Annotated in this window: 32 protein-coding genes and 2 pseudogenes; 21 read left to right on the top strand and 13 right to left on the bottom strand. The window is 59.9% G+C overall.

What is annotated here, in order from left to right; genetic code table 11:
• Positions 1–2: 2 nt before the first annotated feature.
• Positions 3–443, bottom strand: coding sequence for a hypothetical protein (locus AArcS_RS06450; RefSeq protein WP_238479662.1), 441 nt, complete (start codon positions 441–443; stop codon positions 3–5).
• Between the two features lie 114 nt (positions 444–557).
• On the opposite strand from AArcS_RS06450, the gene AArcS_RS06445 reads away from it, so the two are divergent.
• The 7 genes from AArcS_RS06445 (at position 558) to AArcS_RS06415 (ending at position 4,435) form a co-directional block, all read left to right on the top strand.
• A complete protein-coding gene (locus AArcS_RS06445) occupies positions 558–800 on the top strand; it encodes a hypothetical protein (protein ID WP_238479661.1) in 243 nt (80 codons plus the stop codon).
• Complete coding sequence (locus AArcS_RS06440; protein WP_238479660.1) at positions 797–1,324, top strand: hypothetical protein; 528 nt, start codon at positions 797–799, stop codon at positions 1,322–1,324. Before AArcS_RS06445 ends, AArcS_RS06440 begins: the two co-directional genes overlap by 4 nt.
• Entirely contained in the window at positions 1,321–2,157 is an 837-nt protein-coding gene (locus AArcS_RS06435; protein ID WP_238479659.1) for a hypothetical protein, read from the top strand. Before AArcS_RS06440 ends, AArcS_RS06435 begins: the two co-directional genes overlap by 4 nt.
• Before the next feature lie 287 nt (positions 2,158–2,444).
• Positions 2,445–2,702, top strand: coding sequence for a hypothetical protein (locus AArcS_RS06430; RefSeq protein WP_238479658.1), 258 nt, complete (start codon positions 2,445–2,447; stop codon positions 2,700–2,702).
• Positions 2,699–3,193, top strand: coding sequence for a hypothetical protein (locus tag AArcS_RS06425; protein WP_238479657.1), 495 nt, complete (start codon positions 2,699–2,701; stop codon positions 3,191–3,193). Before AArcS_RS06430 ends, AArcS_RS06425 begins: the two co-directional genes overlap by 4 nt.
• 222 nt (positions 3,194–3,415) lie before the next feature.
• A complete protein-coding gene (locus AArcS_RS06420; protein WP_238479656.1) occupies positions 3,416–3,703 on the top strand; it encodes a hypothetical protein in 288 nt (95 codons plus the stop codon).
• Positions 3,704–3,847: 144 nt separating this feature from the next.
• The gene (locus AArcS_RS06415) at positions 3,848–4,435 is read left to right on the top strand and encodes a tyrosine-type recombinase/integrase (protein WP_238479655.1); all 588 of its coding nucleotides are present in this window, start codon (positions 3,848–3,850) and stop codon (positions 4,433–4,435) included.
• A 1-nt stretch (position 4,436) separates the two neighbouring features.
• Here the strand turns inward: AArcS_RS06415 and AArcS_RS06410 are convergent, their stop codons facing one another.
• Positions 4,437–4,940 carry an AN1-type zinc finger domain-containing protein gene (locus AArcS_RS06410; protein ID WP_238479654.1) on the bottom strand — a complete coding sequence of 168 codons (504 nt, stop codon included), beginning with the start codon at positions 4,938–4,940 and terminating at the stop codon, positions 4,437–4,439.
• A 114-nt stretch (positions 4,941–5,054) separates the two neighbouring features.
• On the opposite strand from AArcS_RS06410, the gene AArcS_RS06405 reads away from it, so the two are divergent.
• On the top strand, positions 5,055–5,357 hold the full coding sequence (locus tag AArcS_RS06405) for a hypothetical protein (protein ID WP_238479653.1): 303 nt from the start codon (positions 5,055–5,057) through the stop codon (positions 5,355–5,357).
• 7 nt (positions 5,358–5,364) lie between these two features.
• On the opposite strand, the gene AArcS_RS06400 is transcribed toward AArcS_RS06405, so the two are convergent.
• Entirely contained in the window at positions 5,365–5,664 is a 300-nt protein-coding gene (locus tag AArcS_RS06400; protein ID WP_510627374.1) for a winged helix-turn-helix domain-containing protein, read from the bottom strand.
• 401 nt (positions 5,665–6,065) lie between these two features.
• On the opposite strand from AArcS_RS06400, the gene AArcS_RS06395 reads away from it, so the two are divergent.
• From AArcS_RS06395 to AArcS_RS06370, 6 genes and pseudogenes are all read left to right on the top strand, one after another.
• Positions 6,066–6,236, top strand: coding sequence for a hypothetical protein (locus AArcS_RS06395; RefSeq protein ID WP_238479651.1), 171 nt, complete (start codon positions 6,066–6,068; stop codon positions 6,234–6,236).
• Positions 6,229–6,477 carry a DUF7389 domain-containing protein gene (locus tag AArcS_RS06390; protein ID WP_238479650.1) on the top strand — a complete coding sequence of 83 codons (249 nt, stop codon included), beginning with the start codon at positions 6,229–6,231 and terminating at the stop codon, positions 6,475–6,477. The genes AArcS_RS06395 and AArcS_RS06390 overlap by 8 nt, the downstream gene beginning before the upstream one ends.
• Positions 6,474–6,896 carry a hypothetical protein gene (locus AArcS_RS06385; protein WP_238479649.1) on the top strand — a complete coding sequence of 141 codons (423 nt, stop codon included), beginning with the start codon at positions 6,474–6,476 and terminating at the stop codon, positions 6,894–6,896. Before AArcS_RS06390 ends, AArcS_RS06385 begins: the two co-directional genes overlap by 4 nt.
• Entirely contained in the window at positions 6,889–7,191 is a 303-nt protein-coding gene (locus AArcS_RS06380; protein ID WP_238479648.1) for a hypothetical protein, read from the top strand. The genes AArcS_RS06385 and AArcS_RS06380 overlap by 8 nt, the downstream gene beginning before the upstream one ends.
• On the top strand, positions 7,188–7,451 hold the full coding sequence (locus AArcS_RS06375; RefSeq protein ID WP_238479647.1) for a winged helix-turn-helix domain-containing protein: 264 nt from the start codon (positions 7,188–7,190) through the stop codon (positions 7,449–7,451). The genes AArcS_RS06380 and AArcS_RS06375 overlap by 4 nt, the downstream gene beginning before the upstream one ends.
• Positions 7,452–7,947: 496 nt before the next feature.
• Positions 7,948–8,989 (top strand): annotated as a pseudogene (locus tag AArcS_RS06370) (tyrosine-type recombinase/integrase).
• 326 nt (positions 8,990–9,315) lie between these two features.
• On the opposite strand, the gene AArcS_RS06360 reads toward AArcS_RS06370, so the two are convergent.
• From AArcS_RS06360 to AArcS_RS06345, 4 genes are all read right to left on the bottom strand, one after another.
• Positions 9,316–9,732, bottom strand: a complete 417-nt coding sequence (locus AArcS_RS06360) for a DoxX family protein (protein ID WP_238479644.1) — start codon at positions 9,730–9,732, stop codon at positions 9,316–9,318.
• A 92-nt stretch (positions 9,733–9,824) separates the two neighbouring features.
• Complete coding sequence (locus tag AArcS_RS06355) at positions 9,825–10,322, bottom strand: redoxin domain-containing protein (RefSeq protein WP_238479643.1); 498 nt, start codon at positions 10,320–10,322, stop codon at positions 9,825–9,827.
• Between the two features lie 86 nt (positions 10,323–10,408).
• On the bottom strand, positions 10,409–11,344 hold the full coding sequence (locus tag AArcS_RS06350; RefSeq protein WP_238479642.1) for a phosphoribosyltransferase HisG-related protein: 936 nt from the start codon (positions 11,342–11,344) through the stop codon (positions 10,409–10,411).
• Positions 11,345–11,391: 47 nt separating this feature from the next.
• Positions 11,392–13,080 (bottom strand): hypothetical protein, encoded by a 1,689-nt coding sequence (locus AArcS_RS06345; RefSeq protein WP_238479641.1) that lies wholly within the window; start codon positions 13,078–13,080, stop codon positions 11,392–11,394.
• Positions 13,081–13,239: 159 nt separating this feature from the next.
• Here AArcS_RS06345 and AArcS_RS15925 point away from each other — a divergent pair.
• Positions 13,240–13,326, top strand: a pseudogene (locus AArcS_RS15925) (IS6 family transposase); the annotation flags it as partial.
• A 55-nt stretch (positions 13,327–13,381) separates the two neighbouring features.
• Complete coding sequence (locus tag AArcS_RS06340; RefSeq protein ID WP_238479640.1) at positions 13,382–13,609, top strand: DUF7385 family protein; 228 nt, start codon at positions 13,382–13,384, stop codon at positions 13,607–13,609.
• On the opposite strand, the gene AArcS_RS06335 is transcribed toward AArcS_RS06340, so the two are convergent.
• Positions 13,610–15,127: a uracil-xanthine permease family protein gene (locus AArcS_RS06335; RefSeq protein ID WP_238479639.1), complete on the bottom strand. Its 1,518-nt coding sequence runs from the start codon at positions 15,125–15,127 to the stop codon at positions 13,610–13,612.
• A 98-nt stretch (positions 15,128–15,225) separates the two neighbouring features.
• Between AArcS_RS06335 and AArcS_RS06330 the strand changes: the two genes are divergently transcribed.
• Both AArcS_RS06330 and AArcS_RS06325 read left to right on the top strand, forming a co-directional pair.
• Positions 15,226–15,603: a cupin domain-containing protein gene (locus AArcS_RS06330; protein WP_238479638.1), complete on the top strand. Its 378-nt coding sequence runs from the start codon at positions 15,226–15,228 to the stop codon at positions 15,601–15,603.
• Positions 15,604–15,641: 38 nt separating this feature from the next.
• Entirely contained in the window at positions 15,642–16,310 is a 669-nt protein-coding gene (locus AArcS_RS06325; protein WP_238479637.1) for an O-methyltransferase, read from the top strand.
• Here the strand turns inward: AArcS_RS06325 and AArcS_RS06320 are convergent.
• From AArcS_RS06320 to AArcS_RS06310, 3 genes are all read right to left on the bottom strand, one after another.
• Positions 16,295–17,590, bottom strand: coding sequence for a sensor histidine kinase (locus AArcS_RS06320; protein WP_238479636.1), 1,296 nt, complete (start codon positions 17,588–17,590; stop codon positions 16,295–16,297). The genes AArcS_RS06325 and AArcS_RS06320 overlap by 16 nt on opposite strands.
• Complete coding sequence (locus AArcS_RS06315) at positions 17,587–17,844, bottom strand: hypothetical protein (protein WP_238479635.1); 258 nt, start codon at positions 17,842–17,844, stop codon at positions 17,587–17,589. The genes AArcS_RS06320 and AArcS_RS06315 overlap by 4 nt, the downstream gene beginning before the upstream one ends.
• Positions 17,845–18,148: 304 nt before the next feature.
• Positions 18,149–18,919, bottom strand: a complete 771-nt coding sequence (locus AArcS_RS06310; RefSeq protein WP_238479634.1) for a creatininase family protein — start codon at positions 18,917–18,919, stop codon at positions 18,149–18,151.
• Between the two features lie 309 nt (positions 18,920–19,228).
• Between AArcS_RS06310 and AArcS_RS06305 the strand changes: the two genes are divergently transcribed.
• Complete coding sequence (locus AArcS_RS06305; RefSeq protein ID WP_238479633.1) at positions 19,229–19,900, top strand: phosphoglycolate phosphatase; 672 nt, start codon at positions 19,229–19,231, stop codon at positions 19,898–19,900.
• Positions 19,901–19,970: 70 nt separating this feature from the next.
• On the opposite strand, the gene AArcS_RS06300 is transcribed toward AArcS_RS06305, so the two are convergent.
• Positions 19,971–20,570 carry a metal-dependent hydrolase gene (locus AArcS_RS06300; RefSeq protein ID WP_238479632.1) on the bottom strand — a complete coding sequence of 200 codons (600 nt, stop codon included), beginning with the start codon at positions 20,568–20,570 and terminating at the stop codon, positions 19,971–19,973.
• A 162-nt stretch (positions 20,571–20,732) separates the two neighbouring features.
• On the opposite strand from AArcS_RS06300, the gene AArcS_RS06295 reads away from it, so the two are divergent.
• Complete coding sequence (locus AArcS_RS06295) at positions 20,733–21,845, top strand: OBG GTPase family GTP-binding protein (RefSeq protein WP_238479631.1); 1,113 nt, start codon at positions 20,733–20,735, stop codon at positions 21,843–21,845.
• Between the two features lie 7 nt (positions 21,846–21,852).
• Complete coding sequence (locus AArcS_RS06290; protein ID WP_238479630.1) at positions 21,853–22,308, top strand: TIGR04206 family protein; 456 nt, start codon at positions 21,853–21,855, stop codon at positions 22,306–22,308.
• A gap of 83 nt (positions 22,309–22,391) precedes the next feature.
• On the opposite strand, the gene AArcS_RS06285 is transcribed toward AArcS_RS06290, so the two are convergent.
• A complete protein-coding gene (locus AArcS_RS06285) occupies positions 22,392–23,369 on the bottom strand; it encodes a transcription initiation factor IIB (RefSeq protein WP_238479629.1) in 978 nt (325 codons plus the stop codon).
• Between the last annotated feature and the right edge of the window lie 81 nt (positions 23,370–23,450).

Below are 23,450 nucleotides of genomic sequence, written 5' to 3'. Positions count from 1 at the left end.
ACCTATCGTCGCCCCATGCCGTTTCCGCCGCCGAATCCTCGCAGGAAGAACAGGATCGCTCCCGCGATGATGACGATCGGCAGGACCGACGCCAGATCGAACGAGCTGGCAATCGTGTCGGTCACGGAATCCTGCGACTGGGACAGGTCCTCGTTGTCCGGCGATGGCGTCGCGGACTCGATCTGAGCGTACACGACGATCCCAACGATCAACGTCGCACCGACCACGACGAGCATGTTGACCGCACCCTGAGCGTTCGCCCGCTGGTTCGCTACCAGACGGTTGTCGGTCCCTTCCACCCACTCGCTGAGCGGAGAGAGTGCTTCGGCGCTGAGCGTGATCGACTGCTCGAACGCCATCTGGACGAGGAACAGGAACTGCGCCCAGACTTCTTTAGCTGACTGAACTTTCTCGCTGAATCGCTGTCGCTGTTTTACCAGCATAACTCGGAGTGCAGCCCCTCTACGCAAAACTATTGACAACAATGTGAACATAAATCTGTATTCAAATGGGCACAGACTGGTAACTTTAATACAGACTGGCTGCCCGACATGTTGATGGCAGGTACTCCAACAGAGGTACACGACGTCCACAAACGCTTAGTCGAGGATCGTGGTCTGATTCCAGCGGGAACTCACTCGGTTCAAAAGCACGGCAATTCGTCCTACGGAGTCTTGCCGTCGAAGTTCTGTGAGTACGACGAGATCGGCCAGGGTGACGAGATCGAGACGTTCGTCGATTACGAGATCGGCGCAGTGATCCACATTCCGACGGCGAACCTGGAGGGGATGGATCGATGAGCGACGACCTGGTCGATAGTGTAAAGAAGAGCTCGGAAAGCTCGATCGTCGATGCGAAGCAGTCGCTCGATGACGCAGTCAGTCAGTACACGACGCTTCTGCAGCTCGGCTCGACCGTCGAGATCGAGCAGGCTCGAAGCAGGCTCCACACCGCAGTGATCACGCTGTTCTGGCGAATGCGGGGCCATCTCGTCCGTTCCGACTCCTGGGACGATGTCTCCGAGTTCGACGACTGGGACGGCGATGTCATCTGGTCCGGAGAGCACCCGCAGACCGGCGAGCTCGTGGTACTGACTGGGCTCTCCGACCTCGATGACTGGGTCGAGTCCACCGCGACCGTCGAGCAGACGATCTCAGGGCCGAAGTTCTCCGGGAAGAGCGAGCAGAGGACGATCACCCAGCGACTGCCCTCGGATGCCGCGCTCTCGTGTGCGCAACTGCTGAGCCAGATGTACACCCACTACGGCTGGGACGCCGAGACGGACGGCAAACTGCCTCGTGACAAACTGGGGGGTCAGGCATGAGTGCTGCCGATATCCCGGAGAAGTCGTGGGACATCCCGTTCAGCGAGGGGACGCCGATGTACGAGCAGTTCGAGGAGATCATCTCCGAGAACCGCGACATCATCATTATTCTCGACGACTACTGGGCCCGCCGTGGCACTGGGAAGACCGTCAGCAGTCTGCAGCTGGCCGACGGGATGGACCAGACCGATGAAGGCGTGACCTGGTCGAAGGTCAGCCTCGAGCCCGAGGAGATCCGGAACGCCTACGCCTCCGAAGAGAGGCGGTCAGGGCTCGTCCTCGACGAGGGAGAGGTCGGGGCCAGCAATCGGCAGGCCATGTCGAAGACGAACCAGGCGATTCGCGAGATTATGTCGATGGGTCGCGTCGAGCAGAAGTACGTCGTCGTCAACGCTCCGACGAAGGGGTTCATCGACAAGGACATCCTCAAACTCGCTGACGTGTGGATCTCGATGGTCCGGAAGGGCCTCGGTCTCGTCCACATGCTGGAGTGGGAGCCCTACAGCGAGCAGTTGTTGACTCCGGCGAAGCAGTGGCTGGAGTTCGACGACATCGAACGGGGGACCGACCTTCGCGAGGTGTACAACAAGCTCACCGCAGCGAAGCAACAGCGCATCGACGGTGATGGCGGAGAGGAGTTCATCCCGCGAGCCGAGCATCTCGAGAAGCTGGAGAAGGCGAAGAAGCAGGCACGACAGGACACTCGGGACGGTATCATTCGCGGCCTGTTGAACCATCCAGAGATACAGCAGTTCCCGGTCAGTCAGCGCATGATCGGCGAGGCTGCTGGCGTGAGCCAGAGTACGGTGAGTAATATTTCCGACAATGATTAGAGCAATTAACCGATTCATTACCACCGACACACACCCACTATCCTATACACGCAAAGGGACTTTCGCGAGAATAATGTTCAGGTCACACCGGGTCGTCCCCGGCGGGGGCCGCCCGATCGGCGCTGAGTCGAGTCCGGAGAACGCTGACCGAGCTGACGCTGCTGGTCGTGAGGTGAGACGATGATCTATTACGTTACTGCCACGCTGGTGTGGGTAGTCGTGGTCCTCACCGCGAGCTCGCTGCTGACTGGCTGGCCCCTGCCCGCACAGATGGGTTGGTCCCGTCCATGACCCTACTACACGAGCAGTACGAGAGTGACGGCTCCCCGGTCCTCTTCCGCTGTCGGGAGTGTGGGTTCACCTCCCTGAGCCTCGGGACGCTGCACGCTCACTGCGAGTCCCATCGCGGGTACACGCGTTTCAATATTCAACTCCCGCTGACGTCGACGGCGATCGCGAACGTCGACGCGCTGCTGGAGATGACCGAGATCCTCCGTGTCGAGAAGAGTCGGGAGATCGGCCTCGAGGAGTTGGACGGGCTGTGATCGTGCTTCCACTCTTCCGATTCACTCCGCGCCTACTGCTCGCGAAGTTCTATTATATTTTCCTCATCGGGATTACGCTCGGGGCCAGCACTGGCTTCGAGGCGAGCAGCGTCGACGAAACCCACTTCGAGTACGACGGTCAGTATCTCTACGCACCAGGAGAGGAGCCAGTCGATACGACGATCGACTGGGAAGAGCGGGCAAGCACACCGCCGGAGTACGTCGAAGTACTCGATCAGTATCTTCCGAACGTCGCTGAAGCGACGGGCAGAGAGGAGCAGATGCAGGCAGTCATTCAGACCTTCGTCGAGCAACTACTCTGGCTCTCGTACACGATCGCCGCCAACAGTGCCGACGTCGTTGCGACGTTCGTGTACCACAACCAGTGGTGGCTCCCGCAGATCGCGGTCTCGGGAGCGCTGCACCTTGCGGCATTCGTGCCACTGCTCTACGTGGTCTACCTGCTGAAGTCCGGAGGTGTCACGAGTTGATCGTCGCCGTCGGCGCCGTGATCAGCCTGCACGTCGGGACGTTGCTGATGATGTGCTGGCTGCTCAACGATGGTCGGAGACTGCGATCCAGAGAGGTGAGCGAGTGATGAACGAGACAGAGCCACCTATTGTTCCAGGCGGATTGGCGATCGCCCTACTACTTCTATTTTGGATAGCAGCACAGTTCAGACGTATATATAAACGATTCCGAGGTGTCATTTGATGCTCAAAAACATCGCACTGTCGATTCTACGAATCCCAATCCTAATCATAACAATACCAGTGGTATCACTCGTCGGTATATCAGTCATTTCCGCAGTAGATTCAGGCATCACGGAGTTGGAGCTCAGAGATGCTCGATCGAACCATGCACGATTCGAAGGGACATGGACACCAGACGAATTGCGACTTGAAAAGGCCAGAAGAGAGCTGCATCAATTCGAACTGGCAGAACAGAACCATGCTGCCGCCGAGGGAGCAGAAGCGCCACCGATGATGCATGCTGCCTAACGTCCGAGAATTGAGAAGAAGACATAACGATGACCGAGAACTCGTCCAAAGTCGGACAGAATCCAACCGGATCCCGCCGTGATCACGCCGAGATCGACGCCGATTGTACCGAATTATGACCGCAATGCGAACAACCCGGACACCATGAACCTCAGACAACACGAGAAACGAGACGATATGAAGGTCTGGCTCAGCCAGTCCGAAGTTGAACAGTTGATCGACCACGCCAACGGAACCCAGCAGCGCATCGCGCTCGCACTCGGGGCTCGCTGCGGGCTCCGGAGCCACGAGGTTCTCGACGTCGCTCCCGAGGACGTCGTCGACACCGACGCCGGTACGATGCTGCGCGTCTGGCACGGGAAAGGCGACCAATTCCGAGAGACGCCCGTCCCGAGAGATCTCGCTACCACCATCCGAACCGTCCAGGACGTGCGCGACGAGAGCGCCAGCTCGTCACTCGTCGAGATCACGTCAACGCGCTCGCTGCGGCGGTGGGTGCGATCGGCGGCTGAGGAGCTGCACGAGGAGACCGGCGACTCCGGCTGGGAGCATCTCGGCTTCCACGATCTCCGGCGGACCTGGGCGACCGCGCTCGCCAGCGAGGACGTCGACGCGCTCTTAGTTTGTGACTGGGGGGGTTGGAATGACATTGAGACCTTCCTCTCACATTACAGAGGAACGTACTCGCCGGAGGCGCAGCAGCGAGAACGTGGGAAAGTCGAGTGGCTTTGATCTACAACAGGACGAACGCACCGATCACCGCACCGATAACGATTACCAGAACAACCAACGCGATCGCGACGCGCGTGTTGATTCCATTTTCCTCGTGGCGTTCGATATTCCGGCTTCTGTTCACCAACGAATCTGGTTCCGGCGAGTCGTCCATTACTACGTCCGGTCCATCAGCCTGATCGAGATCGGCGAGCTCCAGGCGACACTGTGGACAGTAGGTCCGGCTGGCGTCGATCGTCTCTCCGCATCCTTCGCAATCGGTTGTGTCCCTCTCTTCGCGCCGATCGACACTTTCGGACGCTGTTTCTGATTCAGATCGACGGTGAGCGCTGACCTCTTTCGCTCCCTCGAAGTCCCTGAACTCCGGTCCGAGCGTCTTCGCACCACCGAGATACACGCAGTTGTGACGCTCCGGCAGCTGGTGTTTGTTGCAGAACGTCCCATCACAGTATCGGCAGGAATAATCGAAGGTCGATGTTTTGCCGCAGATGTCGCACGCAGCCATTACTGTTCGAAATTGCGATATATTATTAAATAACTTCCCCAAGATACGTTTACTTTCACTTTCACTCCGGCCTTGAAAACCGCTTATTACAGACGCTATCCTCGGTCCCTGTTGATGTCAGTAGGAAGACGATTGAGAGCCGATGGCAGTAGCCCCCTCGACGCTCACGAGACCGTCCGGATCGACCGGAGCGACAGCGTCGAGCGGTATCGCTTCGTGTGTCCCAACGGTCACACGGACTGGGACAAAACGAATAACCATATCTGGTGTCGCTCGTGTCGCCAGCAGGCCGAGAATGGTGACGACGTCCACCCGGAACACTGGGAGATCGTGGACAAGAAGACCGATGAGGAGATCCCTTGGAGTGCCGTCGAGATCAGTGCCGATCGAGGCGCGTGGAGTGCGCAGAGTCCCTAAGAAAACGCTATTCTAATTCGTCAGCATCGATATCTCCTGCCAAATAGTCTTCTCCAAGCTGAGTCATTCGGTAGTAGCTGCCTCGTGAATCTTCCATTTTCTCAAGCAGATCATTATCTGCTAATTTTTTCATTCGCCGAGAGATTGTAGTTTCACTTTTTTGGATTACCTTCATCTGTTCAACGAGATTCTCATGAACGAATCTGGGAGGAGCTACGACACGCTCGCCGTCGACATCCCCGAGTTTATCGAAAAACTCCAAGATGGCGATGTCTGTTTCGCTCATCCAACTAACACGGGGACGCATACCCCAATTTGTCGTTTAACGCGAGTTAATAACACCGAATATTGGTTCATACTCATGATATTCAGCGGATGAGTGTTATATCCATCGGGTGTGAAGGATATCGTGCAAAACTATAAGTTGATGTACTATAAACACGACTCTCACGGGAGAAAGGCGAGCCTACTCGAACGGTTCTCGTCGAAAAACGCGGACTCGGTGTTTGGAGCACCAGCCCGCAACTCCCGTATCCAGACTACGGGATTATGTACACAAACGACCGCTTGGGGCTTAAACCCCAGCAACGACGGCGACATTCGGGCCGCGAGGGAGTGAGCCGTTTCACTTTCACTCCGGCCTTGAAAAACGCCTTTTGTACCGTATCGCATCAGTCCGAGTGTAAATCGCACGAGGAGGACGCCACAATGCCAACGAGAGACATCTACGCCAATCACGAACGAGTCGAACCGTACTACTGCGACGGCTGCTCGCGAGAGTTCGAGACGCTCGAAGAACTCTGCGAACACGCCTGCGATCCGATCATGGAGATCCGCGCCGACGGCGGCCAGCTGTCGGCGGAGGTGGCCTATGTCTGAAGAAGAAGACGACGCGATCGAGATCACGGTCCAGATGACGCGCGGAACGTCGACCGATGACCGGGACAAAATCAAGGCCAAAGTCGGCGCAAGCGATGTCGACGAACTCGATCGGCGGATGCGGCAGGTCAAAGACCGACTTGAGGACTGGGCCGACGATATCAGGGAGATCCAGCCCCGCGAACGTCGCGGCCTCGACGAGGATCAATCAACGCTGGTAGAACAGGAGGGGTCGGCATGATCGGCACCTGCGACGACTGCGAAGCCGACGGGATCTCGCTTCGATTCAAGCCGGACGTTCCCGCCGATACACAGTCCCGGCCCTCGATCTGTGACCACTGCCGAAGCAGACGCGAATCGCTCATGCGTGAGCGTCGACGTGAGCGTGATCGCGACGTTCCCCCTCACGTCTCGGAGTCCGGGATCTGGCAACGCGACGGCGGCAACGGCCTGCCGGTTCCGATGGACGATGGCCGCGGGAAGGTCTGGCTGTTCACCTGTCGCGCGTGCGGGAAGCGCTGGGCGAACCCACCGGCTCCAGTCGCTGGCTGTGGGTGTGGCTCCGAGGACATCACCTGCCACCGATTCGGTCAGGCGGAGTACCTGAACATCAAGCGCTTCGGCGATCCTGCGGGAGAGGACGGTGATCGCGATGACTGAGCGGTACGACGTCAACGAGACCCGGCCCGCAGTGAGTTACGGTCCCGTGCCCGGCTCGGATCGCTGGGCCCTGTCGCTGACGACCGAGGACGGCGAGCGTGTCGATCTCGGGCTCGGCGAGCGCGCGATGTACGACCTCTGGATCGAGGTCCGCGGCGTGCCGTCGCCAAGGAGCGACGACGACCGAGGTCGGTCGATCCGCCAGCTCGTCCACTACGCGAACAGTGCCAAGCAGGAGCGCATCGAGGAGGCCATCGACGTGCTGGTCGGCGGACCACCGGGTGATCGGCCATGAGCCCCCTCTGTGATCAGATCCGCCAGGCCGCTCGTCAGTCGGAGATCCTGCAGACCCTCGAGGACGTCGACGCCACGATGACCGCGACCGAGATCGCCGATCGAGTCGATGGATCCACCAGCACGGTCCGGGACGATCTCCGACGTCTCGACTCGGCTGGACTGGTGACGCGAAAGGATCCACGCCAGCCCTACCGTTGGACCACGAGCCCGCGTGCGCCCGAAGAGATCAGCCCCGAGGCGGTGATCCAGCATGTCTGATCGCGTGTTTAGATTCCGCCGCTGGATAGCGTACAAGATCTTGCCAGGGACATCGGAGTTCGATGTCGCAGTTGCGCGGAAGCGCGCGATGCATGAAATCTCCCTAACCCATCGGAAAGCAGAGACTCAGCCTGAGGCACAAGCCTACGAAGAGGCCTATAATCTCCTGAAAACACGGATTCCAGTATGCGATAGATGGGATAGCGAGTACGCTATCGAAGATAGCTCATCGCAGCCCCGGACTGATGCTTCACTGGAGGTCGATCGCGATGTGTGAGAGCGGGACTGAACCCCGAGACGCCTGGAAGGACATCAACCAGTGCGAGCGATGCGGGGAGCCCGACACCACGCTCCGCGCGATCAAGATGAAGCGAGGGCGTCGGCGTATGCTCTGCTACGGTTGTTTCATCCACAAAAACGAGGCCGGCGACATCGACCCATCCGACCCGCGTGTAGAATGTTCAGTAGATCCGGGCACTGACCGAGGTGGGTCCGAGTGAACAGACCGCCGAAAGAGCCGACCGACCTCTCACCGCGTCAGGCTCGCGACCGGTTTCTCGATAAGCGATCGCTCGAGAACTCCGAGAAGACGATCCGGAGCTACCAGAACCGCCTCACTCAGTTCGTCGTCTGGTGCGAGGAGAACGGAGTCGACCGCGTCGGCGATCTCTCCGGCTGGCTCCTCGACGAGTACGAGCGCCACCTGCGTGCATCGGACAACGCCCCGAGCACCCAGAAGGGAAAGATGACCGCCGTCAGCCAGCTCGTCCAGTACCTGGAGGAGATCGAGGCCGTCGAGGACGGCCTGAGCGAGAAGGTCCACGTCCCGGAGGTCTCGCGACAGGAGGAATCCTCGGACAAGATGCTGGATACCGAGGACGCGAAGGCGTTGCTGCAGTACTATCGAGGATCACGCGGGTCCTTCGGAACACCTGATCACGTTATCTTGGAGATCCTCTGGAACACCGGCTGCCGTCTCGCTGCGGCCCGTGGTCTGGATCTTGGTGATTACAGTTCGGATCATCAGTATCTCGATTTTAGACATCGGCCGGATTCGGGCACTCCACTGAAGAACGATGATCAGGGAGAGCGGGTCGTCCAGATCTCCGATCCCGTCTGTGAGGCGATCGATACCTACATTCGACACGAGCGCTCCGGCAAGCGGGACGATTCCCGGCCGTGAGCCGTTGTTCTCCGGTCGGCAGGGGCGTCCGTCGGAGGCCACGATCAGGGCGTGGACGTACCAGGCGACTCAGCCCTGCGTCCATCGCAACTGTCCTCACGATAAGAAGCGAGCTACCTGCGACTGGACGCATCGGAACCACGCCAGTAAGTGTCCCTCGAGCAGGTCGCCCCACCAGATCCGCACCGGATCGATCACCTGGCACTGCGACCGCGGCCTGCCGATCGAGGTGATCAGCGAGCGCGTCAACGCCTCGCCGGACGTGATCAAGCGATTCTACGACAAGGCTGACCAGCTGCGGAAGATGGAAGAGCGCCGAAAAGAATTCACCGCGGATTTCGACATCGATTCATGACAATGACACCGATTCAAAATACCCCAGTTAAGAGTACTGACACACAGCTAATTCGCAGTCAGCGGACTCCCTCCGGCCCCATTTACTGCTGCGAACGACACCGTGAGCAGCAGTAACTACACGCGGAGGATTTGAGCCCAGAGGACGAGCGTAGCGAAGTCCTCGTGGTTCACGATCCCTCCGGCCCCATATGAAATACAAGGGACGAAGCCCGATTTTCTTCGTTCCGTACACTTCCTGACACCCGACAGAGCGGGGTGGTCGGCGAGATTGCCTTCTCCACGCTCAGAGATCACGTACATACCGTTCCCGAGATGCTGTACGAACTATTTGCTATTCGATATCGCTGGCGGCCGGGTATACCAGAAAGCCCAGAGGATCAACACGCCCTGCAGCGGGAGTCGTCCCCAGCGAACGATGCTGGACGGGTCGCCACCGCCCGGCAACCCGTCGATGACGACCCCGTGCGTCGCCATATAGATGTTTGCCGGAAAGATCGCGATGAGTAACGCAATCGTCGCCCACGCGGCGTACTGTCGGGTTCGGTCAAGGAGTAGCCCGATCCCGACGGCGATCTCGGCGAGCCCGGAGAGATAGACGAGTAACAGTGCCGCCGGAAATATCGGAGGGACGATCTGGACGTACAGCTCCGACACGACGAAATGTAGCACGCCTGCGACGATGTACCCTGTGCTCATCACGTAGAGTAACGGGCGTTTGAGTCGGGTCAGAACATCATTCATCGATACGAAATACTTCCCGGGACCTGAAACAATTTCGCTCCGCAGTATCGTCTATCGGACTGTTCCGCCCTCGAACCGTCAGGGGGAACCAGCTATCCGTTAGCCGTCTCCTCCACTGCCGTCGCGACCTCGTCGACGACCGCTCCGAAGTCGATCGTCCCCTCGCCTGCGACCCAGCGATACGTGACCTGCCCCGTTTCGTCGAGAACGAAGATACTCCGCCGTGCGGCCTCGAACTGGCCATACATCTCGGGGAGCACGACGCCGTAGTCGTGGATCACGTCGTGGTTCCAGTCCGAAAGCATCGGGAAGTTCAGGGTCTCCTCTCGAATCCAGACGTTCTGGGCCGGTGGCAGGTCCACGCTGATACCGTACACGGCGGCGTCGAGGTCCTCGAACCGATCCATCGAATCCCTGAACGTACACATTTCAGCGGTACACCCGCTGGTGAACGCCGCGGGGAAGAACGCGAGTACGATCGGTCCCCCACCGAGTGCTGTAGAAAGCTCGAACGGTTCGATGTCGTTGTGCGCCTCGCCGCCCGCTTTCGGGAGCGTAAACTCGGGTGCGTGATCGCCGATATCGATCATACCGACAACTAACGGGCGAGGTACCTAAACAGTCCGCACTCCGGGTTCCCGATCCGCCGTGTGGACCGTATTCGGCGCTGGAATCGTTATACTGCCAGCGCCGACTCCTGGGACTCGCCGACGAGCAACTCCTCGACAAAAGAGATGGCGTCTGACTCCCCGTCGACGTTTTCCATCAGAACGGTCTCGCTCGGGAAGAGCCGTTCGCCGAGTTCGAGCCCGTGCTCTCTGGCGGTCGATCCGGTCATCGTCAGATAGACACCGAGGCCCACGTCCGCAATTGAGGCCTCCTCCTCGCGTCCGCCGTCGGGATACTGGAACGTCACACCATCGGTTGCTGCAGTCCCGAGCACTGCCTGAACGAGTCGTTCGTATCGTGGAGATATACAGAGCGGGCCTTCGTACGCTTCGACGAACTTCCGATCGAACGTATCAACATCGGTCCGCTGGCACGTCTCCGGCGTCCCCATCAGCGTGTGATAGACCGTATCACCGAGTCCGCCGACCACCCTGACGTCGGTATCGCGCGGGTCGATCCGCGCGTTGATGTCGCTGATCCGTTCGATCGGCTCCTCGCGGAGCCCGACGACTTCTTCGAGAACGAGGTCTGCGCTGTCGAAGCCAAGATTAAAATCATGCGTGCGAAGCGCCCGGAACGGCTCTTCGCGCCCGATCAACTGGAGATCGGTGTCGCCGAGCGGGATCGTGACACTGTCGAAGACGATCCGTCGAGGACGACCGTCCCGATCGTCGCGCAAGAGTGTATACTCGGGTCTGGTCGGATGGTCGAGACTGCTGTAGGCTGCAAGCCGTTCGTAGACGTCTTCCGCGACCTCCTGTCGCCCCTTCGTGATCGCTTTTTCGTATCGCAGTGTCGAACTGATCGAGTCCGCCAGCGCAGTGACATCTGTCGAAGAGTCGGTCGGTATTCGGCTACTCTCGTCAACGCGCCGGGCCACCCGATCGAGAACGGCTTCGAGAGGCCGCCCTTTTCGTGGCACGGCAACCGAGACGGTCGTCATTGGCGGAAAAAACGGCACGCCCCGTCAAACAGGTTGCGCTTTTGCGCTTAGCTGAACATCTCGCCGAGCTGGTTGCGCCACTCCTGGATCTCTTCGACCTCGCCCTCGACGTGGTCGACGGTTCCAGCCACGTGTTCGAGGTGTTCGTCGATGTCGTCGAGCGTCTCGAACAGTTCATCAAGGTCGTCGGCGGTATCGTCGGCCGTTCCTTCAACCGAATCGAGCCGTTCGGCAAACTCATTCAGCTCAGTGCGGATCGACTCGACATCGCTGCCGACCGAATCGAGGTCGTCCGTGACGCTATCGATTCGTTCTTCGGAGCCCGCAACAGCCGCCTCGATCTCGTCGATCCGCTCTTCGAGACGCTGTTCGATCTCTGTCGTGCGTTCATCCAGCCGGTCGTCGAACTGGTCGATCGATTCGGCGTTGGCGGTTACTGCGCGGTCAACGTCGTCGAGGTCGCTTCTGAAGGACTCGATCTCGGCTTCGAACTCCTCGATCAACTCCTCACCTCGGCCGTTTTCGTCCAGGAAGGTTTCGAGCGCGCCGGTGTACGCAGCGACTTCCTCGAGCCGTGACTGGAGATGATCGACCCGTGCGACGACACGGCTATCGGTTTCGGGCTCCTCAGTCGTCAGATCGAGCTCCTCACGCAGGAGCTGCTTGTCCGCTTCGTCGACGTTGCCTGCCCGGAGTTCCGATGCAAGCGCGCTTGCGACGCCTCCTGCCTCGACTTGCGCTGCGGGCTCGGCGTCGATATCGTCTTCGGGTGCTTCATCGGGGTCCTTCTGGGCATCCGACTCTTCGTCGACATCCTCCTCTTCGGGTTCGGCTTCCGGTTCCTCGTCGACGTCCTCGTCAGGATCGACCTCCTCTTCGGCTTCGGCTTCCGGTTCCTCGTCGACATCCTCGTCAGGATCGACCTCCTCTTCGGCTTCGGCTTCCGGTTCCTCGTCGACATCCTCGTCAGGATCGACCTCCTCTTCGGGTTCGACTTCCGAGTCTTCGCCAATACCGAGATCGATCTCTTCATCGTCGGGTTCCTGTCCTGCTTCGTCCGGTTCGGGCACGCCTTCTTCGATACCGAGATCGATGTCGGGGACATCTTCCTCTTCAGGTTCTTCGTCGGCCGAATTATCGGGCTCCAGATCGACGTCTTCGAGACCAAGATCCAGCCCGTCCTCGGCGGCTTCCATGGCATCCTCAGTCGCCTCCACGGAATCGGCTTCCTCCTCGTCTTCGAGTCCAGGAACGGTTTCCGAGTCACCGGAAATCATGTCCTTGACGGCCTGACTGCTCTCCTCGGACGCGATATCGTCGATTGATGCGTCGTCGACAGCGTCTTCTGGGTCAACTTCCTCACCTACCTTGGTGGAATCAACCGTCGTAAGCTCCGGTTCGGTCATGAACTGGTCCGCCTCTTCGGGGCTATCGATCCGAACCCCATAGACGGTAACGAGTTCAGCCCCGGCCTCGAGTTCCCGCTCGAATTCGACGGTGTGGTCCTCGAAGGCCGTCCAGTTCTCGCTCTCATACTCGGGATGAAATCCGACGCCGTCCATCGAGAAGTCGTCCGGGATGCTCTCGGAGAGCCGAACCGTCACCGGATCCTCTCGGTCCGACCTGAGTGTGAACTTGACCGTCGGCACCGCGAACTCGTCCGTCTTGAACGCCTTTTCGACGGTGATGCCGTCCGCGGAAACTACGATGTCGTCCTGATACGCCTCTTCGCTCATAGCCACTTCTATCCACACCACAACCTTAAAACAAACGGGCACCAGTAAGGTGGTGTTTAGATACGGATTGAAAAGTGAGGCGGTGCGTTTTCCAAGTGTTCATGCCCGAAAACGCCCGCCTCAACGGTAATATTGGTCAGATTAACGTAGAGTTTGTTGAACGTGTCTTTTTGTAGTCACGCCGAACCAGAAACTGCTGACAACTGGCTCAGATCGTTCGTCTTCGCATGGAATCAGCTTATCTGAACACGACCGCCGTCTGTGGCCATACTTTTAACAGTAGCCAACCAAAGGTCGCAGTATGGAACAGTTCGACAAATTCGTCTCGTCAACGACGTTACGCGAGGAAAACGACTCGATTAAGCTCTACCAGAACACCGTGGCGCTGGCCTGTCCAGCCTGTGAGGAGCCGTTCGACGATATGGTCGTCTGCAAAAACGAGTTCACCAGCCTCAACCAGACGATGCCGCTGGACCTCTGTGCGACGGTCCACGACGGCACGCCGGTGCTGTTCACGCACAAGCCCTGATTACCTGGTGAAGCGTTCCCAGAACGGCTCGAACTCCTCGTCGTCTTCAGTCAGTCGCTGCCACTCCGCCAGCCCTCGCTCCTCGCGAGTTCCGGGAATAGTGTTGTCCAGCACGAGCGCGGCGAGACCGCCGACCGCCATGCCGGTCGAGCCGATCACGAAGACCGTGTCGGCGATCACGCGCTCGCTCAGCACTGGCCCGAGCACGGCGACGCCCTCCAGCATCGTACCGAACTGGTCTGCGTTCTCGAAGTTCCCCATATACTCGGGGATCGTCAGGCCGACGAACATTGCGAAACCGATCACGAAAACGTTCCGCGAGGAGTCCAGATCGACGTGTTTCAGATTCGAGAGGCCGACCGCGACGATCTGGGCGAACATCGCGACGAACAGGCCGCCGACGATCGGGTCGGGGATCGTCGCGATGAGCTGGCCGAAGTAGCCGATAAAGCCGACAAACAGCATGATCACCGCGCCGACCTGCACGACGTATCGTGAAGCGACACCGGTCAGGCCGATCGCGCCGATGTTCTCGGAGTACGAGGTCGAACCGCTGGTGCCCATGATCCCCGAGAAGACGTTCATCAGTCCTTCCATCCCGATCCCGTGGTTGATCCGCTGCTCGCTCGGCGCGGCGGAGCCGGTGATGTTTGCGACGGCGTAGTAATCACCGAGGCTCTCGACGATCGAGGCGAGCACGCCCGCGAACATGCCGATGACGAACGCGGCCGTCACTTCCGGCATTCCCCACTGGAAGGGATAGATCGGCAGGATGAACGTCGTGTCCGTGACCTGACCGAGCGGGACGTAGCCGGGATGGCCGTCGCCGAAGGTTCCCTGTACGGAGAGTCCTGCAGCGACGATCCACGAGATGGCTAGTGCCAGGATGACGGGGTACAGTTTGAACGCCCGGTGTTTGATGTCCAGATACTGTGAGAAGGCGAGGATTAGACCGACAGTCAGACCGAGGAGCAACCAGCTCTGTTCGGAGGCGGTGATCTGTGGTGCATCGAAGAGGGCAAGCCCAATTAGCATGATCGTCGGCGCGATAACGACCGGCGAGAGGAACCGTTTGAGCTTGCCGACGAGCCCGAAGTATCCCATCAAGACCTGTACCAGGGCGGCGACGATGATCGCACCCTGTAGCTGGACGATCGCGTCCTGCCAGTTATTGGTTGGTATTTGTGTGATGACTACCACGATGGCGATCGCAGGCGCGAGCATCGAGAAGGGCGCGCCCTGCACGATCGGATAGCGGTTCCCGAACGTCGTTTGGGCGAGCGTCGCGATACCCGAGACGACGAAGAACGTGCCGACGAACTGCGCGGTGATGTCCGGTGGCATCCCCATGTAATCGGCCAGAATCAGCGGCACAGCGATGTTGGCCCCGACCATCGTAAGGTAGTGTTGCACGCCGAGCACGGCAGATTCGCCTGCTGGCGGTTTCTCGTCGATCCCGTATTCGATCGCATCACTGGGATCGAGTCCCTCGGTTCCGGTAGACGATTCATCCGACATTCTGTTGTCGTCGGTCTAATTTCGGAGGCCGGTAAAAGGGGTGTTGATCCGTCGATCCCGGAGGTATCGTTAAACCCCTGGCCCGCCGATACTCTTTCATGTACACGAAGGTCAACTACGAGGAGGTCGACCCGGTCGGGGAGGCGATGCATCTGCTTCGTGAACCGCTTGACACCGAACAGGTCGGCGTGACCGTCGCACGATGTCCGCCGGGCTGGAAGTCAGTACCCCACGAACACACCGACAACGACCACGAGGAGGTCTACGTGCTGATCGAGGGGGCGGCCGACGTGATCGTCGACGACGAGCGGGTGCCGATGTCCGAAGGCGATGCGATCCATATCCCGCCGGAATCGACGAGACAGATCGAAAATGGCGACGCCGAGAGCGCGTTCGTACTGGTGAGCGGTCCGGAAGGGCTAGAGGGAGAGGGTGGGGTCGAACACGAGTGGATCATCGACGGCTTCAGCGGCTGACCGGGAGTTCTTTTTGACCGCCCGTTCGACATCCGAGTATGACACAGCTCCTGCCCGACGAGACCGCACGGTTTGTCAGTGCCGCTGGACCCCAGCCCGACGACGTGCTGGCGGAGATGGACGAGTACGCCCACGAGCACGGCTTCCCCCACGTTGGCCCGGAGGTCGGTGGCTGGCTCCAGTTGCTCGCGCGGATGGTCGAGGCCGAGTGCGTCTTCGAGTTCGGCTCTGGCTACGGCTACTCCGCGTACTGGTTCGCCCGTGCGCTACCCAGTGATGGCGAAATCGTGCTGACCGAGTTCGACGCCGACGAGCTAGAACTGGCTCGTGAGTATCTGAGTCGTGGCGGGTTCGACGATATGGCCTCCTACGAGCACGGCGACGCCATCGAAACGGTCGAGCGCTACGACGGCCCTTTCGACGTGGTGCTCGTTGATATCCGAAAGGATCAGTATCCCGACGCGTTCGCGGCGGTTCGCGAGAAGGTTGCGCCGGGCGGTGTCGTCATCGCCGACAACGCGATGACGGCGGGGACGCTCGATTTCGAGGGACTTCTGGCGGTACAGGAGGGAGCTGACCCCTCGGATCTCGACGACCAGACGCGGGGGATCGCCGAGTATCTGCAGGCGACACGTGACGCCCCGGAGTTCACAACTGCGGTGATGCCCGTCGGAGAAGGAATTGCCGTGAGCTATCGGTCGGAGTGACTCGCCGTATCAATAACCACACAGATCCCATCGGTGTACTCTGGATCGATTCGCGTCGTCCAGCCGTGAACGCGAGCGAGCGCACGGACGTTCGGTAACGCGACACCCGCTTCCGATGTCGGGACCGCAGAGCCGTACTCGAAGTACTCTTCGAGGTCCGCCGGTATCGGTGACGTCCCGTTGCCGCTCATCCGGATTTCGTCATCCGACACCTGGATTTCGACTGCGTCCGCACCGTTCCGGTCGAAGAACTCGTCGGCGCTTTTGAAAAGGGCTCGAACCCGAGCGCTGTCGGCGTCGACATCGAGATCCCCGTCGACGGTCACCGAGAGGTCGCCCGCATCGACCTGCGTTCTGGCGGTTCGAGCAGCGTCAGCGACGTCGACGTGCTCCGTTTCCTGTGCTGTCTGTCCATGCTTTGCGAGAATCGAGAGGTCGTTGACGATGCCGGTCATGCGGGATGCCGAACCGGAAACGGCCTGCAACGAGTCGTTCGCCGTTCCGATCTGATTGTTCGTTATCGCATCGCCCGCGAGCGAGACGTGTCCCTCGATGATGGTGAGGGTGTTCCGGAGCTCGTGTGTCAGCGCCTCGGCGAAGTCGTGGAGCTGGTCGTTCTGTCGCTCGAGCTCGCGACGCCGTTTTTCGGTTTCAGTCACGTCAGTAAGCATCAGTAGCTTGCCGATCCGTGTCGCTCCGAGCTCGAAGGATGTGGTCGACGCGAGATAGTAGTTCGTCGTGCCGTCCCGTTCGCGTTCGAGGATCCGCTGTTCGATACTCTCTTCCTGGCCGACCTCTGGCAGCACTGACTCTACCGGCTGGCCGATCGAGCCTTCCAGCTCTGGGACCAGTGTGGCTGCACGCCGGTTGAAATCACGGATCCGCTCGTCGTCGTCGAGGAACACGGTTGCCTCGTCGACCTTGTCGGTTAGCTGGACCGCCATGAATCGGTCCTGGTGAACGAACAGCACGCCGATCGCAAAGATTGCGACCCCGAGCGGGGAGTAGATCATCCCGAGTAGCAGGTCGCTCTGGTATCCGACAATGTCGAACACGACGGGGAGCCCGGTGAGCACTGCAAGCACACTGAGCGGCGTGGTATCGTACTCCGATTCGGCGAACATCTCGAGCAGCATGAACAGGCCGATCCCGGCGAGCATATACGAGAAGGCCGTGGTCACCCAGTGGAACGGCTCGTGAACCACGTTTAGATGGGCAAACGGAACAGTTGCCGCCTCCATGGTGTAGTACTGACCGTGAAACGGGTTGGTCAGTTTCACTGCCACGATCGCTCCGTAGACACCGACTGCCAGCCTGCGAAGCTGGCGGTTCCGGTGATAGTCCGGCCGGTGTATGCCGACGCGAAGTACAGCCAGCAGCCGACCGTCGCAAAGCCGATAGTGAGTCCGACGAGATAGATCGCGTTCGTGAGCGACTCCGTCGGCGCGACCAGATAGCCGACATACGACAGCGACCATCCTTCTGTAGTTGCGAGCAGCGTGACGAGCCCGATCCTGGTCTCCCGATCAGTCACTTTCCGGGCACGAAGCAAGGAAAGAAAACAGAGAACGGTGGCAATCCCGAACCCTAACAAGTGTATCCAGAATAACATGGATGCCGTAATGTACGGTTTAGCTAGGTGTTTCTCGCCATATAAACTTCCCTTTCGAGGAGGTGTAGATGGCCCTAGCAATCGAAACACGGAATCGTCTCAAAGAAGACGATGATCTACGGGCGTTGATGAACTGTCCATTCGCGTATAAGAAGGCGAGTACGTTGATTTATTGGTCCCGACCGGTGCGGGCAATGCGGCGTCGATATCAGTCGAACTCCCACGGTCAAACGTGCGGTCTCGCCGTGAGGTCTTCGTAGCGCTGCTCATCGAGCCAGTCGAGAAGCGCCGTCAGCTGATCGACTGCCGCCTCGAACAGCTGTTCTCCCTTTGCGGCGGTCGCATCGCGCTGGTCACCGAAGACACCGTTGTCGGAGTTTTCGATAGCGTCGTAAAACGTCCGTGCGCCGTGACGGCGAAGCTGTAATTCTTCCATCCGGGCGACGCCGTTCTCCGCGGCCGCGTCGAGTCGGTCCTCCCGGACGAGCTCCGGCGCGATGTGCAGGATCATCGCCGTCTCCTTTGGCCCGCCGTGCGGGCCGGTATGCTCGAACAGGTCGTCGACGAGGTCGGGGATGCTCTCGTTCCACATCCACTCGATAGCGTAGGCGGTATCGTCCTCGTAGAGCCGCCGGCCGACCTCACGGAGGTGTTCGACGTTCCCACCGTGGGCGTTCACATAGACGATCCGATCGATGCCGTGTCCGGTGAGGCTCCGCGAGAGGCTCTCGACGTAGTCCCGGAAGGTGGCCGGGTCGACCGACAGTGTCCCGTGGAACTGCCGGTGGTGCGAGGAGACCCCAACCATGACTGGAGGAGTGCAGAGGAAGCCGGTGCGTTCGGCCGCTTCGCGAGCCAGCGCGTCGGCGATGAGGTGATCAGTTCCTTCGGGCAGATGTGGGCCGTGCTGTTCGGTCGATCCCAGCGGGACGATGGCGAGCGAATCGCTGTTGCAGTACGTCTGGATATCAGGCCACGGTCGGTCAGCGAGTTGCATACTGGATGGAGTGTCGGAGAAACCAAAGAAACACCGTTTCCCCTGTCGCCTGAATCTGTCGAGAACGATCGGACCTATCGATCCCGATCACGGATTCAGCGACGACAGAGCGAAAGTGCCCTGAAAGACCATATTATGGCCTCTCAGCCAACACTACAGAAATTAAAGTAATTCACTATAATTTTTGAATCTCTATACTACAACCTTCGAGGTAAAGGAGCGCAGTCCGATCTATGGACTCGACCCGACGATCCCAGCTCGTCACTGCGCTCTCACAACCCATTAGGGCGTCTGTGCTGTAGTGTCTGTATGACTCCTCCGCTGGTGCTGGATATCGACGGAACGCTGACACGAGCTGATGGCGAGCATGGGATTGACCCTCGCGTGTTCGAGCCGATTCGTGCGTGGCCCGAACCAGTCGTGATCGCTACCGGAAAGGCGTTCCCGTTTCCGGTTGCCCTCTGTCAGTTTCTCGGTATTGAAGAACGCGTTATCGCGGAAAACGGCGGGATCGTCTACGTCGAGGAAGAGCTCGCAGTAAACGGCGACCGGGAGGCCGCAAACGCAGTCGTCGAGGTATTCCGCGAGCGCGGACACGACCTCGGCTGGGACGGTCCCGATCTTGTCAACCGATGGCGAGAGACCGAGATCGCCGCGCGGCTGACGGTCCCCGAAGACGCGCTGCGAGAGGTTGCGGCGGAGGTGGGACTGGAGGTCGTCGACACGGGCTACGCGTTCCACGTCAAGGACGCCTCGATCACCAAAGGCGAGGGCATACAAACGATGGCGGAGTTGCTGGGTCGACGGCCGGACGAGTTCGTCGCAATCGGCGACTCGGAGAACGACGTCTCGACGTTCGAGGTGGTGGGCGAGAGCTATGCCGTCGCGAACGCCGACGCCGCGGCTCGCGAGGCGGCCGACCACGTCACTGATGGTGTCCACGCCGCCGGAACGATGGAGGTACTCGACGCACTTCGGTGACTGTGGTACTATCCGTTGATTCACATCCCTGAAGTGTGGGATTCTCTCGCTGCCAGAAGATAGCTCCCCATCATCGCGATAGCGCCCCGACGGCCTCGCCGAGTGCTCCCCGTGTGGTAACGAGGCACTCCCGTAGAACCGGCGCGCCGTCATACAGCCAGAGCAGTCCCGTAAACACGACCATCCCGGTCTGGACGACCAGATAGGTCGGTGGATCCCCCGATGTCAACGCTGCCCAGTAGTCGATAAAGTACATCCACGTAAAGTCGGCGACGCCGTCGGTCCCCGTGGTCCCGGGTGCCTCTCTGAGCGGCCACAACACGCGGTCGAACCGTTCGCTGCCACGCAGGTAGTGCGGGACGAAATCGCCCGGCAAGTGGAGCAGGTACCCAACTGCGAAGGCCAGTCCTGCCCGCGGCCTATCTAGCTGTCGTGCACCGATTCCAACGAGGATTGCGAGTGGGATCGCGAAGAATATCGAGTGGCCAAGCGCATAGCCGGTGTCGAAGACGCCAAACTGGTAGGCCAGCGGCTTGTCGATCAGGTCCGGCAGGACCGACCCGAAGAGGACGGCGAAGGCGTCGAGTCCACCCGGGGATTCCCGGTAGTACGTATGACAGAACAGTGAGTACGCGAGATACCCCACGGCGGCGTGTTCCCAGGGCCACATCGACTCTGTCTTTGGATCGGATACGATTAGTTAGGCGGCGACTTTGCACCCGCCCCAACGGTAAGCCCATCTTTCGGAACGTGACGTGCTACCAAACGGTAAACTATGCTCACGCGACGCGAAGGGAAGGGTTTTCGGCACGCAGTCTCCAAGCCGAGTGTAATGGGGCTAGAAGAGGAGATCGAAGAACTCCAGGAGGAGATTGCGAGCACGCCCTACAACAAGTCGACAGAGGCACATATCGGTCGGCTCAAGTCGAAGCTTGCGGAGAAAAAGGAGGAGCTGGAAGTCCGCCAGCAGTCCTCGGGTGGGGGTGGCGGTTATCACGTCGAGAAACACGGCGACGCCACGGTTGCACTGGTTGGGTTCCCGAGCGTCGGCAAATCGACGCTTCTGAACGCACTGACCAACGCCGACAGTGAGGTCGGCTCCTACGAATTCACGACGCTCGACGTCAACCCCGGAATGCTGGAACTCAACGGCGCGAACATCCAGATGCTCGACGTGCCGGGACTGATCGAGGGGGCGGCGAGCGGGCGCGGGGGCGGACAGGAGGTCCTCTCGGTCGTTCGCGCGGCAGATCTGATCGTGTTCGTCCTTTCGGCGTTCGAGATAGAGCAGTACGAGCGCCTCTGTGAAGAGTTGTACGAAAACAAGATCCGGATCGACAGGGAGCCGCCACGGATTTCCATCCGACGCAAGGGGAAAGACGGACTCAGGGTCACCTCCAGCGTGGATCAGGACCTCGACGATCGGACGATCAAGGAGGTCCTCAGAAATCATGAGTATATCAACGCAGACATCACGCTGAACGAGACAGTCGATATCGACCGCCTGATCGACGGTATTCAGGACAACCGCGTCTACCTCCCCTCGATAGTTACGGTCAACAAGACCGATCTGATCGACCCCAGCTACGTCGACACGGTGAAAGAGAATCTCCGCGAACACGACCTGGACCCCGAGGAGGTTACCTTCATCAGCGCCGAGAAGGAGAAGGGTCTAGATGCGTTCAAAGAGCGGATCTGGCAGGAGCTCGGTCTGATGCGGATCTACATGGACAAACCGGGTCGCGGCGTCGACTACGAGGAGCCGCTCGTGATCGAACAGGGGAGTACGGTCGAGGACGCCACGAAGAAACTCGGCGGGGAGTTCGAAAAACGGTTCCGCTTCGCTCGCGTCACCGGGGAGAGCGCCGCACATGATGGCCAGCAAGTCGGGCTGGACCACGAACTTGCCGACGAAGACGTCCTCCGGCTGATCACGCGGAAGTAAGCGCCGAATGACGACCGAAGCCGCAAGACGACGGCTGATCGCGATCGTCCTGCTGGGGCTTGTGCCCTGGGTCGTCGTCCTCTTTCCTGGCCAGTTCGATCTCGTGTTCGCGTGGGGCTGGATCAACAGCGAGAACTGGAACGTCGTGACGATGTGGGACTATCTGTTCGAATACACCAGAGGATTCCGTGCGCTACCGCGTCACTTGCAGGCGTGGCCGATCGCGACGCTGCTGTACTGCTGTGCACTCGGCAGCGCTGCGAGCGGTGCGGCGATCGGTCGGGAAGACCGGCGCGTCACGGCAGGGTTGCTGGTACTCGCCGCGCTGTCGATGCTTCGGTATACGATCGGATTCAGCCACCCAACAGCGACTGTACTCCCCGTGTTCGTTCCTGCCGTGCTGGTCGTTTGCTGGTGGTTCTACGCCGACGCGTTGACACCCGAGCGGATCGTCGAGGGCTGATCAGGGAGCTATGGTCGAGCCAGTCGCTCAACCGGTGACGGAAAGAGAAAAGACCGCACCGCAACCACGGAGACTACCAGTCCTCAGGCGAACTGCGCCTGACCGTCGGCTTCGAGTAGCTCCTTGTAGCGGTTGCGGATCGTCACTTCCGAGATGTCGGTGACATCACTGACCTCCGACTGGGTGACGGATTCGTTACAGAGCAGCGGCGCGGCGTAGACTGCAGCCGCGGCGAGTCCGACGGGGCTCTTGCCGCTGTGGATGCTCTGTTCTTTGGCGTTCTGCAGCAGTTCGCGGGCTCGGTGCTCGGCCTCGTCCGAGATGCCGAGTTCGCTGGCGAACCGGCCGACGTACTGTTCGGGGTCGGCGGGCTGGATCTCCAGGTTGAGTTCGCGCACGATGTAGCGGTAGGTGCGTTTGAACTCCATCTCGTCGATCCGGCTCACTGTGGCGACCTCGTCGATACTCCGCGGGGTACCGGTCTGGCGCGCCGCGGCGTACAGCGCGGCCGTCGCGACGCCCTCGATCGAGCGTCCCGGAAGCAGATCTTCGTTGAGCGCGCGGCGGTAGATGACGCTCGCGGTCTCCCGGACGTCCTCGGGAAGCCCGAGTGCGCTGGCCATCCGGTCGATCTCGCCGAGCGCCTGCTTGAGGTTGCGCTCCTTGCTGTCGCGGGTACGGAAGCGTTCGTTCCAGGTGCGAAGACGCTGCATCTTCTCGCGCTGGCTCGACGACAGCTGGTTACCGTACGCGTCCTTGTTCTGCCAGCCGATGTTCGTCGAGAGTCCATCGTCGTGCATCATCTTCGTCGTCGGTGCGCCGACACGGGATTTCTGATCCTTTTCCGCCGAGTCGAACGCGCGCCACTCCGGCCCGCGATCGATGCTGTCCTCCTCGATGACGAGGCCACACTCCTCACAGACCGTCTCGCCGTGCTCCTCGTCGGCGAGGATGTCTCCGCCACACTCCGGGCAGTGTTCCTCTTCCTGTTCTGTCGCTCGTTCCGTCTCCTCGGTCCGCACGTTCGTTTCTTCCTGGTATTGTACTCGTGTATCAGTCATGGTTGTCTCCGTGGATTGCGGTTGGACGGCCGGTGCTGCCGGTCGGGATATCCCTAAGAAATACCGGGAAACCGCGCTCCT

Origin of the sequence: Natranaeroarchaeum sulfidigenes (assembly GCF_017094485.1) — an archaeon.
Taxonomy (GTDB): domain Archaea; phylum Halobacteriota; class Halobacteria; order Halobacteriales; family Natronoarchaeaceae; genus Natranaeroarchaeum; species Natranaeroarchaeum sulfidigenes.
The sequence above is the reverse complement of the archived record's forward strand: the minus strand, read 5'-3'. Positions and strand labels throughout refer to the sequence as shown.